This window comes from Pseudooceanicola sp. NS-SX9, from assembly GCF_057380705.1.
In genome coordinates, this window is sequence record NZ_CM170818.1 from 861,920 (window position 1) to 884,621 (window position 22,702).

General features: G+C 68.4%; 24 protein-coding genes and 1 pseudogene. 9 read left to right on the plus strand and 16 right to left on the minus strand.

From position 1 onward, the window contains the following. Window positions 1-32: 32 nt before the first annotated feature. The 3 genes and pseudogenes from AC2ITM_RS04055 to AC2ITM_RS04065 all read right to left on the minus strand — a co-directional run. A complete protein-coding gene (locus AC2ITM_RS04055; protein ID WP_486468552.1) occupies window positions 33-224 on the minus strand; it encodes a hypothetical protein in 192 nt (63 codons plus the stop codon). Continuing rightward, a complete protein-coding gene (locus AC2ITM_RS04060; RefSeq protein ID WP_486468553.1) occupies window positions 221-982 on the minus strand; it encodes an ABC transporter ATP-binding protein in 762 nt (253 codons plus the stop codon). Before AC2ITM_RS04060 ends, AC2ITM_RS04055 begins: the two co-directional genes overlap by 4 nt. A gap of 151 nt (window positions 983-1,133) precedes the next feature. Continuing rightward, window positions 1,134-1,340, minus strand: a pseudogene (locus AC2ITM_RS04065) (ABC transporter permease); the annotation flags it as partial. Between AC2ITM_RS04065 and AC2ITM_RS04070 the strand changes: the two are divergent. Then, entirely contained in the window at window positions 1,243-1,539 is a 297-nt protein-coding gene (locus tag AC2ITM_RS04070; protein WP_486469460.1) for a hypothetical protein, read from the plus strand. The pseudogene AC2ITM_RS04065 and the gene AC2ITM_RS04070 sit on opposite strands and share 98 nt — an antisense overlap. 249 nt (window positions 1,540-1,788) lie before the next feature. Here AC2ITM_RS04070 and AC2ITM_RS04075 read toward each other — a convergent pair whose 3' ends face one another. From AC2ITM_RS04075 to AC2ITM_RS04105, 7 genes are all read right to left on the minus strand, one after another. After that, the gene (locus tag AC2ITM_RS04075) at window positions 1,789-2,037 is read right to left on the minus strand and encodes a hypothetical protein (protein ID WP_486468554.1); all 249 of its coding nucleotides are present in this window, start codon (window positions 2,035-2,037) and stop codon (window positions 1,789-1,791) included. Next, window positions 2,034-2,186: a hypothetical protein gene (locus AC2ITM_RS04080; RefSeq protein ID WP_486468555.1), complete on the minus strand. Its 153-nt coding sequence runs from the start codon at window positions 2,184-2,186 to the stop codon at window positions 2,034-2,036. Before AC2ITM_RS04080 ends, AC2ITM_RS04075 begins: the two co-directional genes overlap by 4 nt. Window positions 2,187-2,212: 26 nt before the next feature. Beyond that, on the minus strand, window positions 2,213-2,593 hold the full coding sequence (locus tag AC2ITM_RS04085) for a hypothetical protein (RefSeq protein ID WP_486468556.1): 381 nt from the start codon (window positions 2,591-2,593) through the stop codon (window positions 2,213-2,215). Continuing rightward, on the minus strand, window positions 2,536-3,516 hold the full coding sequence (locus tag AC2ITM_RS04090) for an ABC transporter substrate-binding protein (RefSeq protein ID WP_486468557.1): 981 nt from the start codon (window positions 3,514-3,516) through the stop codon (window positions 2,536-2,538). Before AC2ITM_RS04090 ends, AC2ITM_RS04085 begins: the two co-directional genes overlap by 58 nt. A gap of 72 nt (window positions 3,517-3,588) precedes the next feature. Continuing rightward, window positions 3,589-3,714 carry a hypothetical protein gene (locus AC2ITM_RS04095; protein ID WP_486468558.1) on the minus strand — a complete coding sequence of 42 codons (126 nt, stop codon included), beginning with the start codon at window positions 3,712-3,714 and terminating at the stop codon, window positions 3,589-3,591. 53 nt (window positions 3,715-3,767) lie between these two features. Continuing rightward, window positions 3,768-4,733 (minus strand): LacI family DNA-binding transcriptional regulator, encoded by a 966-nt coding sequence (locus AC2ITM_RS04100; RefSeq protein WP_486468559.1) that lies wholly within the window; start codon window positions 4,731-4,733, stop codon window positions 3,768-3,770. 126 nt (window positions 4,734-4,859) lie between these two features. Then, entirely contained in the window at window positions 4,860-5,420 is a 561-nt protein-coding gene (locus AC2ITM_RS04105; RefSeq protein WP_486468560.1) for a phosphatase domain-containing putative toxin, read from the minus strand. A gap of 117 nt (window positions 5,421-5,537) precedes the next feature. Here AC2ITM_RS04105 and AC2ITM_RS04110 point away from each other — a divergent pair, with 117 nt between their 5' ends. Next, window positions 5,538-6,476 carry a LysR family transcriptional regulator gene (locus AC2ITM_RS04110; protein WP_486468561.1) on the plus strand — a complete coding sequence of 313 codons (939 nt, stop codon included), beginning with the start codon at window positions 5,538-5,540 and terminating at the stop codon, window positions 6,474-6,476. Here AC2ITM_RS04110 and AC2ITM_RS04115 read toward each other — a convergent pair. From AC2ITM_RS04115 to AC2ITM_RS04130, 4 genes are all read right to left on the minus strand, one after another. Then, a complete protein-coding gene (locus AC2ITM_RS04115; RefSeq protein WP_486468562.1) occupies window positions 6,470-7,399 on the minus strand; it encodes an NAD(P)-dependent oxidoreductase in 930 nt (309 codons plus the stop codon). The genes AC2ITM_RS04110 and AC2ITM_RS04115 overlap by 7 nt on opposite strands. 101 nt (window positions 7,400-7,500) lie before the next feature. Then, on the minus strand, window positions 7,501-9,066 hold the full coding sequence (locus AC2ITM_RS04120; protein WP_486468563.1) for an ABC transporter substrate-binding protein: 1,566 nt from the start codon (window positions 9,064-9,066) through the stop codon (window positions 7,501-7,503). A gap of 76 nt (window positions 9,067-9,142) precedes the next feature. Next, complete coding sequence (locus AC2ITM_RS04125) at window positions 9,143-10,588, minus strand: amidase (RefSeq protein WP_486468564.1); 1,446 nt, start codon at window positions 10,586-10,588, stop codon at window positions 9,143-9,145. After that, complete coding sequence (locus AC2ITM_RS04130) at window positions 10,585-11,913, minus strand: aspartate aminotransferase family protein (RefSeq protein WP_486468565.1); 1,329 nt, start codon at window positions 11,911-11,913, stop codon at window positions 10,585-10,587. The genes AC2ITM_RS04125 and AC2ITM_RS04130 overlap by 4 nt, the downstream gene beginning before the upstream one ends. 414 nt (window positions 11,914-12,327) lie before the next feature. Here AC2ITM_RS04130 and AC2ITM_RS04135 point away from each other — a divergent pair, with 414 nt between their 5' ends. From AC2ITM_RS04135 to AC2ITM_RS04150, 4 genes are all read left to right on the plus strand, one after another. Then, window positions 12,328-13,536 (plus strand): ABC transporter substrate-binding protein, encoded by a 1,209-nt coding sequence (locus AC2ITM_RS04135; RefSeq protein ID WP_486469388.1) that lies wholly within the window; start codon window positions 12,328-12,330, stop codon window positions 13,534-13,536. Window positions 13,537-13,614: 78 nt separating this feature from the next. Beyond that, entirely contained in the window at window positions 13,615-15,513 is a 1,899-nt protein-coding gene (locus tag AC2ITM_RS04140; protein WP_486468566.1) for an ABC transporter permease, read from the plus strand. Further along, window positions 15,497-16,273 (plus strand): ABC transporter ATP-binding protein, encoded by a 777-nt coding sequence (locus tag AC2ITM_RS04145; RefSeq protein ID WP_486468567.1) that lies wholly within the window; start codon window positions 15,497-15,499, stop codon window positions 16,271-16,273. Before AC2ITM_RS04140 ends, AC2ITM_RS04145 begins: the two co-directional genes overlap by 17 nt. Then, window positions 16,266-16,967, plus strand: coding sequence for an ABC transporter ATP-binding protein (locus AC2ITM_RS04150; protein ID WP_486468568.1), 702 nt, complete (start codon window positions 16,266-16,268; stop codon window positions 16,965-16,967). Before AC2ITM_RS04145 ends, AC2ITM_RS04150 begins: the two co-directional genes overlap by 8 nt. A 39-nt stretch (window positions 16,968-17,006) precedes the next feature. Here AC2ITM_RS04150 and AC2ITM_RS04155 read toward each other — a convergent pair whose 3' ends face one another. Both AC2ITM_RS04155 and AC2ITM_RS04160 read right to left on the minus strand, forming a co-directional pair. Then, the gene (locus AC2ITM_RS04155) at window positions 17,007-18,680 is read right to left on the minus strand and encodes a tannase/feruloyl esterase family alpha/beta hydrolase (protein ID WP_486468569.1); all 1,674 of its coding nucleotides are present in this window, start codon (window positions 18,678-18,680) and stop codon (window positions 17,007-17,009) included. A 211-nt stretch (window positions 18,681-18,891) separates the two neighbouring features. Beyond that, window positions 18,892-19,623, minus strand: coding sequence for a sulfite exporter TauE/SafE family protein (locus tag AC2ITM_RS04160; protein ID WP_486468570.1), 732 nt, complete (start codon window positions 19,621-19,623; stop codon window positions 18,892-18,894). Window positions 19,624-19,811: 188 nt separating this feature from the next. On the opposite strand from AC2ITM_RS04160, the gene AC2ITM_RS04165 reads away from it, so the two are divergent. The 3 genes from AC2ITM_RS04165 to AC2ITM_RS04175 all read left to right on the plus strand — a co-directional run bounded on the left by AC2ITM_RS04165 (window position 19,812) and on the right by AC2ITM_RS04175 (window position 22,627). Next, window positions 19,812-20,297, plus strand: a complete 486-nt coding sequence (locus AC2ITM_RS04165) for a MarR family winged helix-turn-helix transcriptional regulator (protein ID WP_486468571.1) — start codon at window positions 19,812-19,814, stop codon at window positions 20,295-20,297. 176 nt (window positions 20,298-20,473) lie between these two features. Then, window positions 20,474-21,544, plus strand: coding sequence for an aromatic ring-hydroxylating dioxygenase subunit alpha (locus AC2ITM_RS04170; protein ID WP_486468572.1), 1,071 nt, complete (start codon window positions 20,474-20,476; stop codon window positions 21,542-21,544). A 27-nt stretch (window positions 21,545-21,571) separates the two neighbouring features. Then, window positions 21,572-22,627 carry a sugar phosphate isomerase/epimerase family protein gene (locus tag AC2ITM_RS04175; RefSeq protein WP_486468573.1) on the plus strand — a complete coding sequence of 352 codons (1,056 nt, stop codon included), beginning with the start codon at window positions 21,572-21,574 and terminating at the stop codon, window positions 22,625-22,627. Window positions 22,628-22,702: the final 75 nt, after the last annotated feature.

Here is a 22,702-nt window from a genome sequence, read left to right on the forward strand (position 1 = left end):
GTTCCGGTTCGCCCGGGGCGCGATAGGGAGGATCAGCCGACCAGCGGATGCGCGATGTCGTGCGGCAGGTCGAAGGCCGGGGGCACCGACGGCGATTTCCGGCAGGTGATGCTGGCGCGGGCATGGATCTGACCGATGCGGGCCCCGATCAGGTCGTCGCGGTGCGATCCGGCAAAACTGGAGGCCAGCACCCGGCCCTGATGCGGCCCGCGCCCCACCGTCACCGCAGCCGCCCGCCAGGCCAGGATCGGCGCCTCGGGGCGGTAGCCCAGGTCCAGTGTGCTTGCGGGGAAACCACCCGGTCGCCCTGAACGTGGAAGATGTGCTTGAAGCCTATGAACGCGGCCGCGAGGGCGGTGGCGGGGCGCGAACAAAGATCCGCCGGGGTGCCCAGCTGCGCGATCCGGCCCGGTTTCATCAGCACGATGCGGTCGGCCCGCGCCAGCGCCTCGGACGGGTCATGGGTGACAAAGACCATGGTGGCGCCGGTTTCCTTCTGCACGCGCTGCAGCGCGTTGCGCATTTCAAGGCGAAGGCGGGGGGCCAGGTTCGACAGCGGCTCGTCCAGCAGCGGCACCTTGGGGCGCATCACCAGGCTGCGGGCCAGAGCCACGCGCTGCTGCTGGCCGCCAGACATCTCGGCGGGCCAGCGCGCCTCAGGGCCCAGCAGGCCGGCGGTGGCCAGGGCGTCCTCGGGGCGGGTGTGGATCCGGGCGGCGGGCAGCTTTTGCGGGCGTAGGCCGAAGGCGACCTTCGCGCAGGCATTCAGATGCGGGAAGAGGGCACTGGGCTGCAACACCAGCCCGTTGTCGCGCTTGTTGGCGGGCACCGGCGTCACGTCGCGCCCGTTGATACGGATCCGCCCCGCAGCGGGCGCCAGCAGCCCGGCGATGGCGCGCATCGTGGTGGTCTTGCCGCAGCCCGACGGGCCCGGCAGCGCGATCAGCTCTGCCTTGCGGATCGACAGGTCCAGATCCGGCACCGTGATGTTTTTCCCTTAGGTCAGCGTCAGGTTCGACAGGTCCACCCAGGCATCGGACATAACGAGAGACCCCCGGTGCACGTTCGGCAAGGAAGACAATGGCCAGCGACAGCGCCGCCAGCAGGGCAGAGAGCGCCACGGCCGAAGGATCGAAGGTGGCCTCCATGTAGGCCAGCATGTCGAGGGGCAGGGTGTGGACGCCCGGTCCCGACAGGAACAGCGACACCGGCAGCTGGTTGAACGAGGTGACAAAGCCCAGGATGAAGGCCGCCAGCACGCCGCCGCGGATGTTCGGCCGCGCCACCCTGGCGAAGGCCTGCCAGCGGCAGCAACGCCGCAGTACGGCGGCTTCCTCCATGTCGGGTCGCGGGTTCGTCATGGACGCGGACACGACCCGCTCCGCTTTGGGCAGCACCAGCGCGGTATGGGTCAGCCGCAGCGCCAGCCGCACCGGCACGACCATGCAGCCCAGCAGCGCCGGCCCAACGATGATGCCCGGCAGGATGATCGGGGCGGCGACGATGGTATGGATGGTCTCGGCGCCGGGCAGGCGGTAGCGGTTCAGCACATAGGCCGCGCGCGCCCCATCAGCAGCGCCGCCCGCGTGCCGAAGACCGCCAGTTCCAGCGACAGCAGAAAGGAGCCGCAGAGGCTTTCGATGGTGAAGACCTTCAGATACCATTTCAGCGACAGCCCCTCGGGGGGAAGGCCGGCGTCGGCCCGGCCGAGGCGCCGGTGCGGAGGATGATCAGGAAGGGCCCAGGACGGTCAGGGTCAGGCCCGGGATGGCCCAGGGGCAAGGCGCTTCACGGCGATCCTCTCTGGGCGGTGGCGCTGCGCCTGAGCGCCAGGTTGGCCGGGAACGACATCACGATCACGCTGGCGGATGCCATGTCGTTGGACAGGTTGATCTTCTGGTGGGGCAGCGTCTTCGGCATCAGTACCTTCGAGCCGCCCCGGATCGCCGGGGTGGTATAGGCGGTCAACGCACCGGTGAAGACCAGCGTGCCGCCGATCACCAGCCCCTCGCGGGTCAGCGGCAGGATCACCTTCACGAAGACCGCCCGCCAGCTGGCACCAGGGCGGCGGGGATGACACCGCGGGGGCTGGTCTTCATCGCGGAGACGAGGGCGATGTTCATCAGCGGCAGGAACAGGTGCAGCAGCCCCAGGCAGACGGCGGTTTCGGTGAACAGCAGCTGCACGGGCCGGGGGCTCAGGCCCAGCCCCGTCAGCGCGTCGTTGACGATGCCGGTGCGCCCCGGAATGACGATCCAGGCGTGGGTGCGGGCACCGGAGAGATCATCAGCGGCAGCGCCACCAGCCCGAAGACCTGGCCACGCGCCCGGGCGCCAAGGCCGACGATGCAGAAGGCTGCCGCATAGCCGATCACCGCCGCACTGCCCGCGACCCGCGCGGCAAGCTTCAGCGAGCGCAGGAAGACGGGAACGTTCAGCCGGTCGGCGAAGAAGCCCGCATGGCCCACCCGCGACCAGCCGCCCTGGGGGCCCGTCCGCCCCGAGGGCAAAAGGATCGCCACCGGCACGGGAAAGATCAGCGCCGAGAAGATGGCCGCCGGCAGCCCCAGCCCCCGGCGGGTATTTCGGACCATCGGCAGGTCCTTCGGCGGCACGGGGGAAAGAAGGGACCGGGTGCCGCGAAGGGGCAGGCCGCACCCGGCAAGGTCACGCGCGGACAGGCGGCCGCGCGCGGCATGGCTTGCCTGATCACCCCGGCATTCCACCGGGGGCTCCAGTCGGCGCGGTGGTCGACGATGTCGGTGGCATCCATGATGTTCAGGCCGTTGACCGTTTCGGCGCCGCAGGTCAGCTTGTCGGCAGCCGCGGTTCTGACCTCGACCGTCTTGTCGGCGGGGCTGTCGATGCCCATCCGGGCCAGCTTCGACTGGACCACGGGGGACAGCCCGTACTCTATGAAATGAAAGCTCAGGGCCTCGTGGCCGCTGTCCCTGGTCAGCACCATCACGTTCATGCCGCCGGCCTGGCCTTCCCCGGGGGTGGCCCAGGCACGGGGCATGCTGCTTTCGGCAAAGCTGGCCCAGACATGGCGCCCGACGGGGGCGGCGATGACCTCCTGCTGGTTCATCCGCTGCACCTGGTCCGAGGTGCGGGAATAGAAGGGCACGATGTCATCCGCCTTCTGGCCGATGGCCGCGATCACCGGCGCCATGTCGCCATCGCCGCCCATCGCCTTGCCCGGCATCATCAGCGTCAGCGGCCCCTGGGTACCGGTGATGTTCGGCGGCGCCTGACCGGCCAGCTTGGGGGGCAGCAGGTCGTCCCAGCTGTTGATCGACACCAGATCCTTGCGGCAGACGATCGAGGGTCCGCAGAAGGTATGGCCCACCGTCATGTACTCCCCTAGCGGGTCCTGCGCGGCATCATACAGCTGGTCGAAATGCGACAGCCTGGCGGGGGCGATCGCCTGGGGCCTGCCCTTGCAAGCAGGCGCCCGCGCATCCTGGGTCGACAGCACCGCCCTTTCGATGACGGGGCGGGCGGCATTGGCCTCCATCTTGGCGGCACGCTCGACGCGGTTGCCGGTCTGGGCCGCCAGCCTGCAGCCACAGGCCGCCTCGAAGGGCTTCTAAAGCGCCTCGGCATCTTCATCCTGCGACAGCGCGCAGACCGAGATCGTCAGGGTCCTGTCCCGCGCCATCGCCTGGGTTGCCAGAACGCAGCCAAGCGCCAGCGCGGAGAGAGAGGTCTTCATCGGGGACACCATGTCGGAACGGCGTGAGGTCGTGAGGGCAGGGCCGCGCGGATCTAGCCGCGCCGTCCCATGGAGGCCGGCGCGGCCGAGCGGCGCTGGACCAGGTGCACCGGCATGGCGCGGGGTCCGGCCGGGTCGGGCGCGCCGGTGATGCGCGCCACCAGCACGTCCAGGGCGCGGGCGGCGATGGCGCCGACATCCTGCGCGATGGTGGTCAGCGCCGGGTGCATGACGCTGGCCAGCGGCAGATCGTCAAACCCCGTGAGGCTGACATCATCGGGCACGGCAAAGCCCGCGCGGCTCAGGGCCGACTGCACGCCAAGCGCCAGCAGGTCCGAGGTGGTCATCACCGCGGTGGCGCCACGGGCAACCTCGCCGACGACCTCCTCCAGCCCCGCGGGCCCCCACAGCATCAGGCAGCGGACCCCGGGGCCAAGGCCCGCCTGCATACCGCGGATGCGGTCGCCCTGCACCTCCGAGACCGCATCGCCCCCCAGCAGCACCACCCGGCGGTGGCCCAGCCGGGCAATGTGTTCGCCGATCAGCCGCCCGCCGCCATGGTGGTCCGAGGCGACCAGCGAATTCGGGTCCGAGGCGGTGTTGATGACGATCGCCGGGACCTCGGTCACGGTGGGAGAGGTGCCCTTTTGCGGCACGATCACCAGACCGTCGACGCCGCGGTCGACCAGCCGGGAAATCGTCTCGGACTGGCGGGCGGCATCGCCGCGGGAATCGCCGATCAGGATGCCCAGGCCGCGCTGCTCGGCGGCGATCGACAGCTGCTGGGCGATGCGCGGGAACAGCGGGTTCGTCAGGTCCGGCATCACCAGCCCCAGGATGCCGCTGTGCCCGCTTTTCAGGGCCCGCGCGGCGGTGCTGGGCCGGTAGCCCAGGGCCCTGGCATGGGCGCGGACCCGCTCGGCCAGATCCTCCGAGATGCGGCCCTTGCCGGTCAGCGCATTCGACACCGTGGCGGTCGACACGCCCAGATCCTGCGCGATCTTCTTGAGGCTGGCCATGAGCATCTCCTTTGATGAAACGATTAAGCTGGCTGGGAACCTTCGGTCAATTGCCGACTTAATCGATTAAGCAGGGAAAGCTGCGGCAGGGTGTCGGTGCCCGGGAAACGGGCAGCTGTCGTCGGATCAGCGGCGCGTGGCCGGGCAGCGGGCGATCCAGGCCTCCTGGGCGGGGGTCTCGATGGCGCCGGGGCGCAGGGCGCGGATCTGGGCGATGGCACGGGGGGCGGGCAGGCCCGCGCGGCACAGCAGCGCCGCCGCCAGGGTGCCGGTGCGCCCCAGGCCCGCGGCGCAGTGGATCACCGTGCGGCCCCCCGGTGCCAGCGCCGCCGCCAGCGCCGCGCGCTGGCGGACCAGCCCGGCGCGGAAGGCCCGGCCCGGCAGGCCGAAATCGGGGATCGGCAGGCGCAGCGCCGTCAGCCCGGCCGCGGCCAGGCGGTCGAAATAGTCGGGCACGCCCTGGGATGCGGGCTCGTGATCCTCCAGCAGCACGATCACCGCCCCGGCGCCCCAGCCCTGCAGCGCCGCCAGGTCGCAGGCGATGTCGCGCGCCCAGACCCGGCCGCGCCCGTCGGTCAGCCGTCGCCCCGGCATGTGCGACAACAGCAGCCGCGCGCCCTGCACCTCGATCTGCGCCGACAGGTCCAGCGGCGCGCCCCGGCGGTAGCTTTCGGATGGTGTGGTCATGCCTGTCTCCTGGCCGGGGCCGTGCCGGGCCATGCTAGCAGCCGCCGTCCCGCCGGGGGAGGGCTGGAACCCCGTGACGTTCCGTGAAATCCTGAAGACCCGCCCTCAGGACCCGCCATGCAGCCCTTGCCATCCCTCCAGCCCCAGGACATCCGCAACCTGCGCGTCTTCGTGGCGGTCGCCGAAGCCGGCGGCATGACCGCGGCGCAGGCCGGGCTGAACATGAACCTCTCGACCATCTCGACCAGCATCTCCTCGTTCGAGAAACGCTTCGGCATCACCCTGTGCCACCGCGGCCGGTCGGGGTTCGAACTGACCGAGCAAGGCCGGATGATGCGCCAGATCGCCCGAGACCTGCTGGCACGGCTGAACGTGGCGGAAAGCCAGATCGCGCATCTGGGCGGGCGGCTGGGCGGGCGGCTGACCATCGCCGGGCATGGCGGCGATTTCACCCATCCTGAATATCTGATCCCCGAGGCGGTGCACCGCTTTCTGTCGCGGCCGGGCAACCACGCCAGCCTCTGCATGGAGATGGGCTCGCAGAGCTTCATCGCCAAGGGCGTCATCACGGGCGAGATCGACATCGGCATCGGCAACTTTGCCCAAGCTCGTGAGGGGGTGCGGCGGATCCGCCTTTATGACGAGACATCAAGCCTTTACTGCGCCCGCACCCACCCTTTGCACGATCGCCGAGAGGTGGTGGACGCGCAGGTGCTGTCGCAGCACGATTTCGTCCTGCGCAGCGAGGCGACGCCGCTGCGTGACCAGATCCCGGGCCTGCGGATGCGCGCCATCGCCCCCACCCAGGAGGCCCGCGCGCTGATGATCCTGTCGGGGCATCTGATCGGCTTCCTGCCCGATCACGTGGCCCATCGCTGGGTGGCGCGCGGCCAGATGAAGCGGATCGGCGGCCCGGCCTTCAGCTATGCCACCGGGATGGAGATCATCACCCGCGACGGCGCCCGCAGCAATCCGCTGGTCGAGGCCTTCGTCGCGGATTACGCCGCTGCCGCGCTGGCGGCGACGGGGCGGGCGCTGGCGGACGTGCCTCAGTAACCCCGCGTCGGATCGTAGAGATGCCCGGGCAGATCGCCCCGGGCCAGCCGCGTCAGCCCCTCGGACAGCCGTTCCCACAGGGCGTCCTGCAGCTGGCCGCCGGACCAGGCGACATGGGGCGTCACCAGCACCTGCGGATGCGACAGCAGCGGATGGCCCGGCGGCAGCGGATCGGGCAGCGTCACGTCCAGCGTGGCGTAGGACAGCGCGCCTGTGTCCAGCGCCTCGGGCAGGGCGTCCTGGTCGATCATCTCGCCGCGCGAGATGTTGACCAGATGCAGCCCCGGCCGCGCGGCCAGCAGCCGCTCGCGGGTCAGCAGCAGCCGGGTCTGCGGGGTCAGCGGGGCGGCCAGCACCAGATGGTCGGCCCAGCCGGTCAGCTCCTCGATCCGGGTGACGCAGTCGATCCCTTCGGTCGTTCTGGCCGAGCGGCGCAGCACCCGGATCTGCATCCCGAAGGCCTGTGCGCGCTGCGCGACCTGCTGGCCGATGGCACCAAACCCCACCAGACCCAGCCGCTGGCCGCCGATCGTCCCCAGCAGGCGCTGGCCCTCGAGGCCGGTCTTCAGCGCCACCGCATCAAGCGGCTTGGCGCGGCGCAGGATCGCGGCCAGCACGTAATCGGCGATCTGCGGCGCGGTCAGCCCGCTGCCGGTCGAGACGGGCCGCCCCTCGATCAGCCAGCGGGGGTAGATGTCGGTGCCGGCGGACAGCAACTGGATCCAGCGCAGCCCGGCCACGGCTGCGGGCGCCTGCGCGGGGGCTTCGGCCCAGGCATGCAGGGCGCGGGTGACCAGGATATCGGTGCCCTCGGGGATGTCCCAGGGGGTGGCGGGTTCGGTTCGGGTCAGGACCTCGGGGGCGGTGGGATGGGCGGCAAGCCGGGCGCCCAGTTCGGCGCCGAGGTGGTTCAGGATGCGCATGGCGGGCCTTTCCAGGCAGGGCAGCCGCAGCGGGATCCTGCGGCCGGGCCGTGTTGGGGGGGGCGGGGCCGGGCAGGGGAACCAGGCCGCCCCCGGACCTATCACTTGCCGATCCAGGTGTCGCGCAGAGAGTTGCCGACGCCGTTTGCGGTGGTGATCACGTTATGGACCTTGCAGTCGTAGATCGTCGGAAAGCTCAGCTCTTGCAGCCAGGCGACCGGCACGTCGGTTTCCAGCTTGGTCTGGATCTGGTCGTACAGTTCCTGGCGCTTGCTGTCGGGCACGGCCACGGCGGCCTCGGCGAACAGCTTGTCGATCTCGGGGTTGGAATAGCCCTCGACGTTGTTGAAGGGGTTGCCCTTCTGGATCTGGCTCGAGATGTAGTTGCGCGCCACGCCGATCTCCGGGTCGCCGTTCTGCGCCACGAAGGTGAAGGCCAGGTCGTAATCCCATTGCGCGGTCTTCTGGTTCCAGCCCGCCACGTCGGTGGCTTCGCTTTCGACCGGGATGCCCACGTCCTTCAGGTTCTGCTTGACCACCTCGGCCCAGCGTTGCCAGGTCTCGCCGTAGGGCAGGGGCAGCAGGTGGATCGGCGTGCCGTCGTAGTGGATTTCCTTCAGCAGCGCCTTGGCCTTGGCCGGGTCATGCGTGTAGGTCGGGCCGGCCTCCGAGAAGAACGGCGTGGTCGAGGCGATCGGCCCCTTGGCGACCTTGCCGAAGCCGTTCCAGACCACCTTCAGCGCCTGTTCGCGGTTCAGCGCATACATGATCGCCTGACGGAACTTGGGGTTGTCCATCGGCGCCTTGCGGTTGTTGATCCACAGCCAGGCCATGGGCGAGGAATACTGCCACCCGCCCTGGTCGATGCAGGTGCCCTTTTCCTTCGACAGGCGCACGATGTCGAAGTTCTCGATCGTGCCGCCGGGCAGGACCTGCAGCTGGCCCTGTTCATAGGCGGTGGCGCGGGCGGCCGCATCGGGGATGATGTGGTAGACCACGCTGTCCAGATGCGGCAGGCCCTTGATCCAGTAGTCGGGGTTGCGCACCAGCTCGATGTACGAGCCATGCTCCCAGCGGCTGAACTTGAACGGGCCGGTGCCGATCGGGGTGGCGTTGGCGGGGTTGTTGCGGAAATCGGTGCCTTCGTAGATATGCGCCGGGATGATCGGCGCGGTCTTGTAGGCGAAGGCGCGGATGAAGGGGCCGAAGGCCTGCTTCAGCTTGAAGACTACGGTCAGGTCGTCGGGGGCCTCGACCGAGGCGACCTTGTCCATCAGTGCGCGGTGGCGCGGCTGCATCTCGGTCAGGAACTTGGTGAAGGTGAAGACAACGTCATGGGCGGTGAAGGGCTGGCCGTCGTGCCACTTGACGCCGTCCTGCAGGTGGAACGTGTAGGTCAGGCCGTCGGGCGAGATTTCCCAGCTTTTGGCCAGCGAGGGTTCGGAGTTCAGCTTCTGATCATAGCGCAGCAGGCCCTCGTAGATGCCGCCCGCCACCAGGTTGGTCGCCGCATTGGTGATGATGCCCAGCATCAGGCTGGAGGGTTCGGGCTGCACCAGCAGGTCGAGGCGGCCGCCGTCGACGGGGGTGGTGGTGTCCTGTGCCGCTGCGGCCGAGGCCAGGCAGATGCTGCCCAGCAGCGCGGCGGAAAGGCATTTCCGGATCATGTCGTGTTTCCCTGTTGCTGTCTTCTGTTGGAAACCCGGGGGTCTTGCTGCCCCCGAGGGTCGTGGTGCGGGGCGCTCAGCAGTGCGGCGGCAGGCGGTCCTTCCAGGGCCGGGCCAGCTCCAGCTGGCGGGCCAGGCGCAGCAGCAGCCCGTCCTGACCGGGGGCGGCGAAGAAGTGGCTGCCCAGCGGCAGGCCCTCGCGGCTCCAGGCCAGGGGGACGGACATGCCGGGGGCCCCCATGTGGTTCATCAGCGGCGTGTAGCTGAAATAGTCGCGCTGGCGGATGTGGACGGTCTGCGGGTCCTCGGTTTCGGCGTTCAGCCAGCCCAGGCGCGGCGGCCCGCCGGCGGCCATGGGCGACAGGAAGACATCGATGCCCTCGGCCTCTTGCCAGCGGGCGACCTGGGCGCAGGTGACCTGCAGCTTGTTCAGGCTGGCCAGGTAGTCGAAGGCGCTGACCGAGCGCGACTGTTCCCACAACAGCTGCACGTAGCGGCCGGCATCGGCGATGGCGCCGGGGCGGCCGCGGCGCTGGTCGATGCGGTGGATCGCGGTGCCGATGCTGACCGCCCAGTGCAGCCAGATCCGTTGCAGCGTCTCGGCATGGTTGATCGGCAGCTCGACCTCGACGATCTCGTGGCCGAGGCCCTCGCAGAGGGCGGCGGCATCTTCCAGCGCGGCGATGACCTGGGGATCGGGTTCGATATCGGCCAGCGGGCGGCGGATCAGGCCGATCTTCAGCGGGCCGGGCGCGACCTCAAGCCCCGCCAGCAGCGACACGCCCTGGTTCACCGCCGGGTACAGGGCCCCGGTCATCGGTGCGGACACCGCGTCCAGCATCGCGGCATTGTCACGCACCGAGACCGAGGTGAACCCCGAGGTCGTCGTGCCCCCGGGGCTTTCCAGCGGGTCCGGGCCCATCGGCACCAGCCCGCGGCTGGGCTTCAGCCCGAAGACCCCGTTGAAGGCCGCAGGCACCCGGATCGAGCCCGCACCGTCACCGGCATGTCCCGCCAGCACCATCCGTGCCGCAACCGCAGCCGACGCCCCGCCCGAGGACCCCCCGGTCGAGAACGCCGGGTTCCAGGGGTTGCGCGTGGCGCCGTAGCGCGCGGTGTCGGTCTCGAACATCGCGCCGAACTCGGCGCTGGAGGAGCGCGCCAGGATGGTCATGCCGGCGGCCTTCATGCGCGCCACCAGCGGCGCGTCATGGGCGGCGACATTGGCCTTCATCACGTTCGAGCCCTGCGTCATCTCCTGACCCGCGATCGGGGTCTGGGCATCCTTGACCATCACCGGCACGCCGCTGAAGGGGCCGGGGGGCAGGGGGGCGTCGGCCTCGGCCAGGGCCGCCTCGAAGAAGCGGATGGGGGCGGCGTTGCAGACCGGATCCAGCGCCTCGATCCGGGCGATGGTGGCTTCCAGCAGCTCGCGGCGCGAGATCGTCCCGGCGCGCAGCATCCCGGCCAGTTCAAGGCAATCGGCGGCGCCGAACAGCGGAGAGGTATCCTTGGGGGTCAAAACGCAGCTTCCTTGCACAGGTCATCGAGGACGGTCAGCAGTTCGGCACGCTCTTGCGGGCCATGCGCCAGCGACAACGAGCGCCGCCCGTTCGGCATCACGAAGATGCCCCGGTTCAGCAGCGCCCGGTCCAGCCGCTTGGCGCGGTCCAGATCGGCCTTCAGATGCTCCTCGTAGGTGGTGGGCTCCTGCCCGGCGAAGGTCACATGCCAGAACGAGGCCTCGCCGCCAACGGTGGCCTCGATGCCGTGGCGGTCGAAGATCGCCTGCATCTCGGTGCGCAGGGTCTGGCCGTTATGCGCCAGCGCCGGGTGGAAGGCCGGGCGGTCGATGTAATCGAGCGTCGCCAGCCCGCCGACGCAGGCCAGCACGTTGCCGTTGAACGTGCCCGAGGTCGCGACGGCGGTGCCGGGGGCGCGGGCGCCCGCATCGGCCATGTCCATCAGCGCGGCCGGGCCGGCCACGGCCCCGAGGGGCAGGCCGCCGCCGATGATCTTGCCATAGGCCGCAAGGTCCGGGCTCACGTCCCAGAAGGCCTGCGCGCCGCCGGGGGCCAGGCGGAAGCCGGTGACGACCTCGTCGAAGACCAGCAGCACGCCGTATTGATCGCACAGCGCCCGGAGGCCGCGCAGATAGGCGGGATCGGGTTTCAGCCAGCGTTGCAGCGGGTCGATCAGGATGCAGGCGATGCGGTCGCGATGGGTCTTCAGGCAGTCCTCGACCCGGGCCAGATCGCCGCGCGGCACGGCATGGACGGTGGCGGCGCTGCCCGCAGGCACGCCCGCCGCATCCGCCATCCCGCTGTTGCGCCCCGCGGGCGAGGTCATGCCCACCAGAGCCACGTCATTGGTGCCGTGATAGGCGCCGGTGAATTTCAGCACGTCCTCGCGGCCGGTGGCGGTGCGGGCGATGCGGATCGCCTGCTGGATCGCGTCGCTGCCGGTCGAGGTGTAGATCAGGCGCTCGGCCACGGGGATGGTGGCCTTCAGGCGGCGGGCGAATTCCAGCGCCGGGGCATGAAGGATCTGGTAGTAATGCGTGCCGCGCGCCACCTGGGCCTGCATCCGCGCCACCACCTGCGGTGCGCAATGCCCCAGGATCAGGGCGCTGCCGCCCATCACGAAGTCCAGCATTCGTGCCGGGCCGCCAGAGCCCTCGATGTCCAGCCAGGCGCCCGCGCCACCGCGGATCAGTATCGGGCAGAGCGCCCGCATCGCCGCATCGCTGGGGCCGATGCCGCCACCCGGAAAAAGCTGCCGCGCCAGATCGGCAAAGGAAAGGCCGGGCGCGGGGTCGGCAAGGCGAAGATAGTCCGTCGTGATCATGGGCAGGCTGGTCCGGTTCTTTGTTCAGGGCCAGATCACACCCGCTTCCGGTTCGGAAAAATTGCAAAGATGGCAAGTAAACTTCGGGATTGGAGAAGTGTCGGCCGGGACTCGGGGCAGAGGGGCGAACCGGGTGGCCGGGCGCGGCCTTGCCATGCATTCGCTTCGGCCCGCGCCGCATTTTCATGCACAGCCTGTCGCCGCATCGCAAAGCCCGCGCCGCCCGCGTGAAGGCAATTGACAGTGCGGGAGGGGGCTCAATACCGTTTGTGTGCAAATGACAAAACGGTCCAGCGGCCGTGGCCTTGTTTCAGGGCCTGCCCCCGGATCCGGTTGCCAGAACGGAAACCGCCAGCAAGGCGGAGCCAGAAAAATAAAGAATTCAACAGTTTGTGGATCGGAGGTCCTCCCATGATCAACAGAAGAACGCTGCTTTCCTCGATGGCTGCCCTGGGGGCCGTCAGCGCGCTGCCCGCCCGGCTGATGGCACAGGGTGCCACGATCAAGATCGGCGACATCAACTCTTACACGGCGCTGCCGGCCTTCACCGAGCCCTACAAGAAGGGCTGGACGCTGGCGATGGAGGACATCAACGCCAAGGGCGGCGTGCTGGGCAAGCAGATCGAGGTGATCAGCCGCGACGACACGGGCGATCCCTCGACCGCGATCCGCATCGCCGAGGAACTGGTCAGCAAGGACGGCGTGGCGATGCTGTTCGGCACCTACCTGTCGAACATCGGTCTGGCGGTGTCGGACTTTGCCAAGCAGAAAGAGGTGTTCTTCCTGGCGTCCGAACCCCTGACCGATGCGATCATCTGGTCCAAGGGCAACAAGTACACCTACCGGCTGCGTCCGGCGACCTACACCCAGTCCTCGATGCTGGCAGAGCAGGCGGCCAAGCTGGATGCCAAGAAATGGGCGACGGTGGCGCCGAACTATGCCTATGGCAAGGATGCGGTGGCGGCCTTCCAGGCGGCGCTGAAGAAGCTGCGTCCCGATGTCGAGTTCGTCGAGGAACAATGGCCGCCGGTCTTCAAGATCGACGCCGGTGCCACGGTGCGCGCGCTGGAAGCGGCCAAGCCCGATGCGATCTACAACGTCACCTTCGGCGCGGATCTGGCGAAATTCGTCCGCGAGGGGTCGCTGCGCGGCCTCTTCGATGATCGTTCCGTGGTGTCGCTGCTGACCGGTGAACCCGAATATCTGGATCCGCTGGGCGCCGAATGCCCCGAGGGCTGGATCGTCACCGGCTACCCGGCCGCCGACATCAAGACCCCCGAACACGAGGCCTTCGTCGCCGCCTATCAGAAGCGCTGGAACGAGATCCCCAAGACCGGCTCGATCGTCGGCTACAACTCTCTGTTGTCGGCCATCGCCGCCATCGAGAAGGCCGGGGCCACCGACACCGACAAGATGCTGTCGGCCATGGACGAGCTGCATGTGAAGGCGCCGAGCGGAGAGTTCTACTTCCGCGCCGCCGACCACCAGTCCACCATGGGCGCCTGGGTCGGCAAGACCGCCCTGGTCGACGGCAAGCCAAAGATGGTCGACTGGACCTACGAGGACGGCGCCAAGTACCTGCCCTCCGAGGAAGAGGCCGCCAAGCTGCGGCCCGCGACCTGATCCAGCGGTCCTGAGCGGCGGGGCGCCCCGGTCGGGTGCGCCCCGCCTTCCGACGTTCTTCCAGAAGGGAGACCCACCATGGGTTTCTATCTCGCGCAGCTCCTGACGGGGTTGGCCAATGCGTCCTCGCTGTTCCTGATTGCCTGCGGCCTGTCGATCATCTTCGGGGTGACGCGGATCGTGAACTTTGCCCACGGGTCCTTCTACATGCTGGGGGCCTATCTTTCGTACACGCTGGTCACGCATCTGAGCGGCCTTGGCGCGCTTGGCTTCTGGGGGGGCGTGCTGGTTTCGGCGCTGCTGGTGGGGGTCATCGGCCTGGTGATCGAGATGGTCGTGCTGCGGCGCATCTACCGCGCCCCCGAGATGTTCCAGCTGGTCGCGACCTTCGGCATCCTGCTGATCATCCAGGACGCGGCGCTGGCGATCTGGGGGGCACAGGACCTGCTGGGCCCGCGCGCGCCCGGCCTGTCGAAGGCGGTGCGCATCCTGGGCGAACCCATTCCGCAATATGACCTGGCGCTGATCTGCATCGGCCCGGTCGTGCTGGGGCTGATCTGGCTGATCTTCCACAAGACCCGCTGGGGCGTGCTGGTGCGCGCCGCCACCCAGGACCGCGAAATGGTTGGCGCCCTGGGCGTCAACCAGGCGCTGCTGTTCTCTTCGGCGTTCTTCCTGGGTTCTTTCATGGCCGGGCTGGGGGGCGCGCTGCAGATCCCGCGCGAGGCGGTGAACCTGAACATGGACCTTTCGGTCATCGGCGACGCCTTCGTCGTGGTGGTGATCGGCGGCATGGGCAGCGTCAGCGGCGCCTTCATCGCGGCGATCCTGATTTCGGTGCTGAATGCCTTCGCGGTGCTGGTCTTTCCGCAGATTTCCCAGGTGCTGCCCTTCATCGTCATGGCGCTGGTGCTGATCTTCCGCCCCTATGGCCTGCTGGGCAAACCCGGCAGCGAGACCGGCGCCCCCACGGCCGCCGATGCGCCGCTGAAGGCGCTGTCGCGTTCGGGCAAGCTGGCGATGGGCGCGCTGGTGGTGATCCTGGCGCTGGTGCCGCTGGTGTCGGCCGATTTCACCATGATCCTGCTGGTCGACATCCTGATCGCGGTGCTGTTCGCGGCCTCGTTGCATTTCATCATGGGGCTGGGGGGCATGGTGTCCTTCGGCCATGCCGCCTATTTCGGCGTCGGGGCCTATGCGGCGGCGCTGCTGGTCAAGTGGCTGGGCCTGCCGATGGTGCCCGCGATGATCGTGGGGCCGGTTGCGGCGGGGCTGTCGGCGCTGATCTTCGGCTGGTTCTGCGTGCGCCTGTCGGGCGTTTACCTCGCGATGCTGACCATGGCCGCCGCCCAGATCGTCTGGGGCGTCACCTACCAGTGGCAGGATGTGACCGGGGGCGACGACGGCATCATCGGCGTCTGGCCGGCCAAATGGGCCAGCTCGGAAACCGCCTATTACTACATCGCGCTGGTGCTGGTGGTGGCGGGGGTCTGGCTGCTGCGCCGCGCCGCCCATTCGCCCTTCGGCTACATGCTGCGCGGCATCCGCGACAGCGAAACCCGGGCCGAGGCGATCGGCATCGACACCCGGTTCCACCAGTGGATGGCCTTCACCCTGGCCGGTACGCTGGCGGGTCTGGCGGGGGTCGTGTCGGCCTTTGCCAAGGGCTCGGTCTTTCCGGACGTGCTGAACATCTCGAATTCGATCGACGCGCTGATCATGGTGCTGCTGGGCGGCATCCACGCGCTGGCAGGCCCGATCCTGGGCGCCTCGGTCTTCGTGCTGATCGAGAACTGGGTGACGCGCCTCGACTACTGGCGCTTCATCTTCGGCCTGATCATTCTGGCGGTGGTGCTGATCGCCCCCGATGGTCTGGCAGGGGCCCTGTCGCGGCTGGGCGCGGTCCTGCGCCGCCGCGGGGCCAAGGATACGGGCAAGGATACCGGGAAGGAGGCGCTGCATGAGCAACGTTCTTGAGGTCCGCAACCTGGCGAAAAGCTTTGGCGGCATCCAGGCGGTCAAGGAAGTCAGCTTTGACCTGAAACGGGGCGAGTTCCTGGCCCTGATCGGCCCGAACGGCGCCGGCAAGACCACCTGCTTCAACATGCTGAACGGCTATCTGCGGCCCGACCGTGGGTCGGTCAGGCTGCTGGGCAAGGAGCTGGTGGGGATGCGTCCGCGCAAGGTCTGGCGGATGGGTGTCGGCCGCACCTTCCAGATCACCGAGACCTTCCAGTCGATGACGGTGCTGGAAAACGTCCAGATGGCGCTGATCTCGCACCATCGCAAGGTCTACAACCTGTTCACCCGGGCGGCCGACATGTACGTGGCGGAATCGATGCAGCTGCTGGAGCTGATCGGCATGGCCGATCACGCCGCGCGGCCCTGTTCGGAACTGGCCTATGGCGACCTGAAGCAGCTGGAACTGGCGATCGCGCTGGCGCATGACCCGGACCTGCTGCTGATGGACGAACCCACCGCCGGCATGGCGCCCAGCGAACGCATCGCCCTGATGCAGCTGACCGCCGACATCGTGGCCAAGGGCCATGTCAGCGTGATCTTCACCGAACACGACATGGACGTGGTCTTTGCCCATTCCCACCGCATCCTGGTGCTGAACCGTGGCGCCCTGATCGCCGAAGGCACCGGAGACGAGATCCGCGCCAATGCCCTCGTTCAGGAGGTCTATCTGGGCGGCGGGTCCCTGTTCGAGGAAAAGGAGGCCGCCCGTGCTTGAGGTCCGCAACCTGAATTCGCGCTATGGCGGCGCGCATATCCTGCATGGCGTCTCGATGCGGCTGGAGCCGAACGAGGTCGTGGCCCTGCTGGGCCGCAACGGCGCGGGCAAGTCGACGACGATGAAATCCATCATGGGGATGGTGCGGCAGAAAAGCGGCTCGGTCAGCTATGAGGGGGTCGAGATCCTGGGCCGCCCCAGCCACGTCATCTGCCGCGCGGGCGTGGGGTATGTCCCTGAGGAACGCCGCATCTTCAAGGAACTGACGGTCGAGGAAAACCTCGAGGTCGGCCGCCGCGAGAAACGCGCGGGCGCCCCGGAATGGACGCTTGATCACCTCTACACGCTGTTCCCGAACCTGAAGGAGCGCCGCAAGAACCTGGGCAAGCACCTGTCGGGCGGCGAGCAGCAGATGCTGACCATCGCCCGCACGCTGATGGGCAACCCCAAGGTGGTGCTGCTGGACGAACCCTCTGAAGGCATCGCCCCCGTCATCGTCGAGCAGTTGGCCCATGTCATCGCGGAACTGAAACGAGAGGGGCTTTCGGTGCTGATCTCGGAGCAGAACCTGCACTTTGCGCGGCTGGTCTCGGATCGGGCCTATATCATCGAAAAGGGCCAGATGCGCTACGAGGGCACCTTTGCCGAGCTTGACGCCCAGCCCGAGGTCAGCGCGAAATACCTGGCCGTCTGACCGGCTGTCCCCGGGCGGCGCACCGCCCGGGGGCTGTCGCTACTGGGTGGGCTCGCCCGCCATGCGCATCCCGGCGGCAATGCCGACGCTGCCCATGTGCAGCAGCTCCTGCCCGCCAGAGCAGTGCCAGTTCGCCCCGTCCATCAGATCGCCGGTGCCGCTGTATTTCGCTTCGGCCGGATAGACGCAAAGCGGCATGGAGCGCGTGACCTCACCGGTCTTGGCGATCTTCTGCGCCATCAGGCTGTCGGGGGCGGTGCCGTCCTCGACCCAGGCCTGCAGGGCGGCCAGGGTGTTGAAGCTGTCGGGCCCGGATCCGCCGCCGCAATGCGACATGCCCGGCACCATGAACAGCCGCGCCGAGGCATCGAGCGCCTGATACCCGCCATCCCGCCGCGCCAGGTCATCGACAAAGCGCACGGTGCGGAAGGGCGACAGCGCATGGTCGCCCCAGCCGTGATACAGGATCATCTTGCCGCCGCCCTGCAGATAGGCCAGCGTCCGGCCCAGGTCGGATCCGTTGCCCGCCTCGGTCGCGGCGACGAATTCCTGCACGACCTTGGCGGGGATCGTGCCGTCGGCGCCGATGCCCAGCTTGCGCACATCGTACTGCGGGTCGTGCTTGACCATGTCCTGGATGATGTGATCCGAGAACGCCCATTCCAGCGGCGCGGGGGAATAGCCGCCATTGCCCCAGGGTTCGGCGGCGGTCACGTCGGTGGCCTTCTGCGCGCCGCCCTGGAACAGGGTGAAACCGTCCGACATCTCGACCGGGGCATAGCCCGGATAGACCAGCTGGCCGTCATCGGTATGCACGGCGGTGAAATAGGCGCGCAGGGCCCGGGCCTGGCCGGTGGTCAGGCAGCTGTCGGTCTCGGCGCCGGTGCAGATCATGCTTTCGGGCTGGAAGGTGCAGGCGGCGGGGTTCTGGATCAGCCCGTCCTTAACCCCGTCCAGCGCATCGCAATTGGCCAGCACCGCAGCATTGATCGCGGGCAGCTTGGCGGGCAGCAGCTGCGCATCGGCCGAGGCCAGCTGGTTGATCTGGAAATGCTGGATCTTCAGCATCGAGGAAATGTCCATGAAGGCCGCCCCCGAGATCACCCCGTCGAAATCCTTGGGGTAATGGGTCACCGCCACCTGCGCCATCCGCCCGCCGGTCGAGCATCCCGTCAGATAAGAGCGGTCCGGATCGCGGCCATAGACGGCGTGGCTGATGTCCTTTGCCAGCTGCGTCACGTCATGCGAGGCACGGTAGTAGTAATCCGCCAGCGCCGCCTGGTTGACGCTGCCATCGGCGTTCAGCGCGAAAGAGGCATCGAGGCCGCTTTTCGCGCTGTGCCCCAGGTCGGTCATCGCGGTGACATAGCCCGTTTGATCGGCATAGGCGACGTCGACCTTGTTGGCTGACACCGCGACGCTGCCTGCCAGCCCGCCGTTGCCCAGCATGGCGAAGCGGCCGTTCCAGCTGTCGGGCAGGCGGATGCGAAAGCCCGCCTGGCCATCGGGGGCGCCGTCGCCCGATGTGACCACCGTGCCGTCCACCAGGCAGGCGGGGGCGCCATCGGTGGCACGCGCCACCTGGGTCACGCTGACGCCTTTCAGACCCAGGGCGTTCACCGCCTGGGCCGTGCAATCCATCGCCTCGGCCGCCGTCCCGGAAAGGATCTGCACCCCCCCGAGCGAGGCCAGGACAAGCCATCGTTTCTTCATCTCGTTCTCCGGAAATATTCGATGTTTCAACAGGCTGCAAAGACCCACCCCGGGGCGGCAGGGCCTGTCCCGGGCACGCGCGAGGCCAGGCCCCCGTGCCAATGTGATCGTTTGCATGGAAACAATGTCCGGGCACCGGACCTCAGGGAATGAAAATGCGCGGCCCCAGGGTCAACTTTCCCCGGCCTGCCGCATTTTCGACCAGCGGTCCTCAGGCCATCAGGCCACGCAGGCCTGCCAGCACCGCCGAAACCAGCATCACCGCCAGGGCGACGTGGCGGTAATGCCCGGCCTGCATCCGCAGGAAGGCCTGTCCACCGATCCAGGTGCCGCCCAGCAGCGCCGGCAGGCACAGGGCGGTCAGGGCGATTTCGTGCCAGCCGATGGCGCCGGCCAGCGCCAGCCCCGGGGTGGCCATGACCGAGGTGACGAAGAAGAAGATCATCAGCGTCGCGCGGGCCAGCGCGGGGGCGGTCTCGGTCGCCAGCAGGTAGGCGATCGCGGGCGGCCCGGGCATCGCCGCCAGCCCCGAGAACACCCCCGACAGCGCCCCCACCGCCGCACTGCGCGCCCCGGATTGGCGCAGCGGGCGGTCGGGCTTGCGCAGCAGGAACAGCATCCCCAGCAGCACCACGGCGGCAATCGTCACCCGCGCCGTGTCGGGATCCAGCGTGGTGATCAGCCAGATGCCCACCGGCGTCCCCGCTAGCGCGCCCAGCGACATCCTCAGCACCATGGCGCGGTCGTACTGGCCATGCAGCCGCACCATGTCGCGCGCCCCGATCGCCAGTTGCAGCAGCACCGCCACCGTCACCGCCTGCACCGGCGTCAGCACCAGCGACAGCACCGGCACCGCCGCCAGTGCAAAGCCGAACCCCGTCAGCCCCCGGATGAAGGCCGAGGCCAGCACGGCCAACATGACAAGGATACCCGCTGCGATCATGACGTTCTCCGTTCGATATCTTCTCTATCGGGGGCAGGCAGGGCGCTGACACGGTCCAGATGCGCCCCTCTGATAGGTCCAGATCGGCGGGCCGCGCTATGTTGAACCCGCCGGGCCAGATCAGGTAAGGGTGGGGCGGTCCCGGGCCTGTGCCGGGGCCGGGCAGCCTCCGGAACGGGACGAGGGACATGGACGAACATTCCGGCGATCACGCGGGCGCCTTCGACGCCAAGGCCATCGCCGCCTACGATGCCCGCAACCATCCCGCGCAGCTGGTCCGCCGGGTCCACCAGCGCGGCGCGCAGCTGTTCATGCAGGGGGTGCTGGTGCCGAACCTGTCGGTGACCCAGTTCGTCGCCCTGGTCACGCTGCTGCGGGTCGGGCCGGTGGCGCAAAGCCAGCTGGGGCGGCTGACCTCGATGGATCCCTCGACGACGACGGTGGTGGTGCGCAAGCTGGAAAAGGACGCGCTGATCGTCAAGAGCCGCAGCACGGAGGACCAGCGGGCCTCGGTCATCGCGCTGACGCCGGCCGGCCGCGACCTGGCGCAGGCCCATATCCCCGTCAGCCTGCAGGCCGGGGCCGATCTGCTGGCCCCCCTGACCCCGATCGAGCAGACCCTGTTCCTGGAGCTGCTGCGCAAGGTCCTGTCCGCCCAGGACGAGGAGAAATAACTTCGTACTGAAATTTAAATGAGCCATCTGTCGGGGCCGTTTCCGACCGCGAAGCCCGTTTCCTGTGCGCCAATGGGAATATCCGGTATCTGAAAGCCATCTTTCCCGATTTCCCCTTGGGAGAATCATTCGAGTACGCACTAACTTTCCCAAAGCCATCCTGAGGGAGAGTGGAAATGACGACATTGGTCCGCAATGCCTGGTATGTCGCCGCATGGTCGTCCGAGGTCGATGATGCGCTGCGTCGCTTCGTCATCCTGGGGGATGCGGTGCTGCTGTTCCGGCGCAGCGACGGCACCGTCGCCGCCCTGCAGGACCGCTGCCCGCACCGGCTGCTGCCGCTGTCGAAGGGGCGCCGGATCGGCGATGCGGTGCAATGCGGCTATCACGGGCTGACCTTCGGGGCCGACGGCAAATGCGTCCGCGTGCCCGGGCAGGACATCATCCCGCCCGCCGCCTATGTCGAGGCCTACCCCGTGGTCGAGCGTCACGGCATCGTCTGGATCTGGATGGGCGATGCGCATCGCGCCGATCCGGACGCGATCTTTGATATGCCGCAGTTCACCGATCCCGGCTGGCACGCCCATCACGGCGACGCGCTGCACATCCATGCCAACTACCTGAACGTGGCGGAAAACCTGGTCGATCCGGCGCATGTCAGCTTTGTCCACCCGACCACCTTGGGCAATTCCGCCTCCGAGAACGTGCCGGTGCATGTCTCGACCGAGGGGCCCGCGATCACCGCCTGGCGCTGGATCCGCGATGCCGAACCGGTGGGTTTTTTCAAGGCCTTCGGCGATTTCACCGGCAATGTCGACCGCTGGCATTACTACCACCTTTACGCGCCCTCGATCGCGGTGATCGACTTCGGCTCGGCCGATGCCGCCCGCCAGATCCCCGAGGCGGACCGCGACAGCGGCAACCGCATCTTCGCGCTGCATTTCATGACCCCCGTGTCCGAGACCCACACGATCGACCGCTGGATGCACCTGCGCAACACCGCCATCGAGACCGAGGAGGCCTCGGAGCGCATCGACGCCATGTTCCGCATCGCCTTCGATGAGGACAAGGCGATCCTCGAGGCGATCCATGCCGAAGAGGCCGTGCCGCAGAAACGCCGCCCGATCCGCATCGCCATCGACCGCGGCCCGATGATCTATCGCAAGCGCATCACCGAGATGCTGGAGCGCGAACGCACCGAAGATGCCTCGGCCGCGCCCAACCCCTCGTTCGTGTATCACGACTGAGGCCGCGCGGGGCAGGAGGGCGCCACGATGAGATCCGTTCCGATCGGCTGCAACGGGCGGGGGGCGCAGGCGTCCTCGCCCGACAGGCCGGTGTCGTTCCGCGAACCGCCGCTGGAGGATCAGTTAGCCATGGTCGCCGGGGCCGGCGTCTTCGACTTCTTCGACCGCCTGCCGCTGGAGGGCGAGGTCGATGCCTTCCGCCGCCTCAGTGCCGCGCATGACCTGCCTGTCACCACCGCCAGCGGCGTCTATGCCCTGGGTCCGGGCTATCTGCCGGCGCTGCGGGCCAACATGCAGCGTGCGGTCGCGGTTGGTGCCCGGCTGCACAACATGATGCTTTTTCGCTGGCATTCCGAGGGCCGCTGGGCCACCGATACCGAGGTCATCCGCGCCTGGGCCGAGGCCTGGGAGATGGGCGAGGCTCTGGGGATTGAACCCTGCTTCGAGCTGCATGTGAACATGTGGAGCGAGGACCCCCGCCGCATCGCCGTGGTGGCCGGGGCCGCCGACCGCCTGGGCATCCCGTTCAACCTGACGCTCGATTATTCCCATGTCCTCTTCAAGATGGGCGACCCGCAGGAACTGGAGGTCTCGGGGATTGCCGGGGACGTGGCCGCGGGTCGGCTGATCCTCGATCCCTACGAGGACGGCAATCTGGTCGACGAATGGCTGGGGGCGGGGCTGGTGCGCTGGTTCCAGCTGCGCGCCGTGACGCCCGCGGGGCCGCGCAACCTGTGGTCCCGCCACGACAGCGCCAATGGCGCGGCGGCGGTGCCCGACGATCCCTGGCAACGCGCGCGCGAGGGGACGTTCGGGCGCGCGATCCTCTATCCCTTCACCCGGCCCGCGCCCGGCGAATGGCATTCCCCCTGGGAGGCCTGGCGGCTGGAGCCCTGCAAGCATGTCGCCCGCAAGGTGCTGCGCCACCACGCCGAACACCCCGACAGCCGGCTGGCGGTGATCACCACCGAGATGATCAACCTGACCGATTACGCCGACGGGGCCAAGTTTTCCCTGATCGGCCAGAACGCCGCCATCGCGGCCTTCCTGCGCGCCGAGATGGCGGCCCTGGGCCTCCCGTGAGGGGTCGGGGGCTGAGCGGCCGTCAGCGCCTTCCCTTCTGGCGCGGGGGGGCTTTGAGGGAAAAGTGGTTCGTGT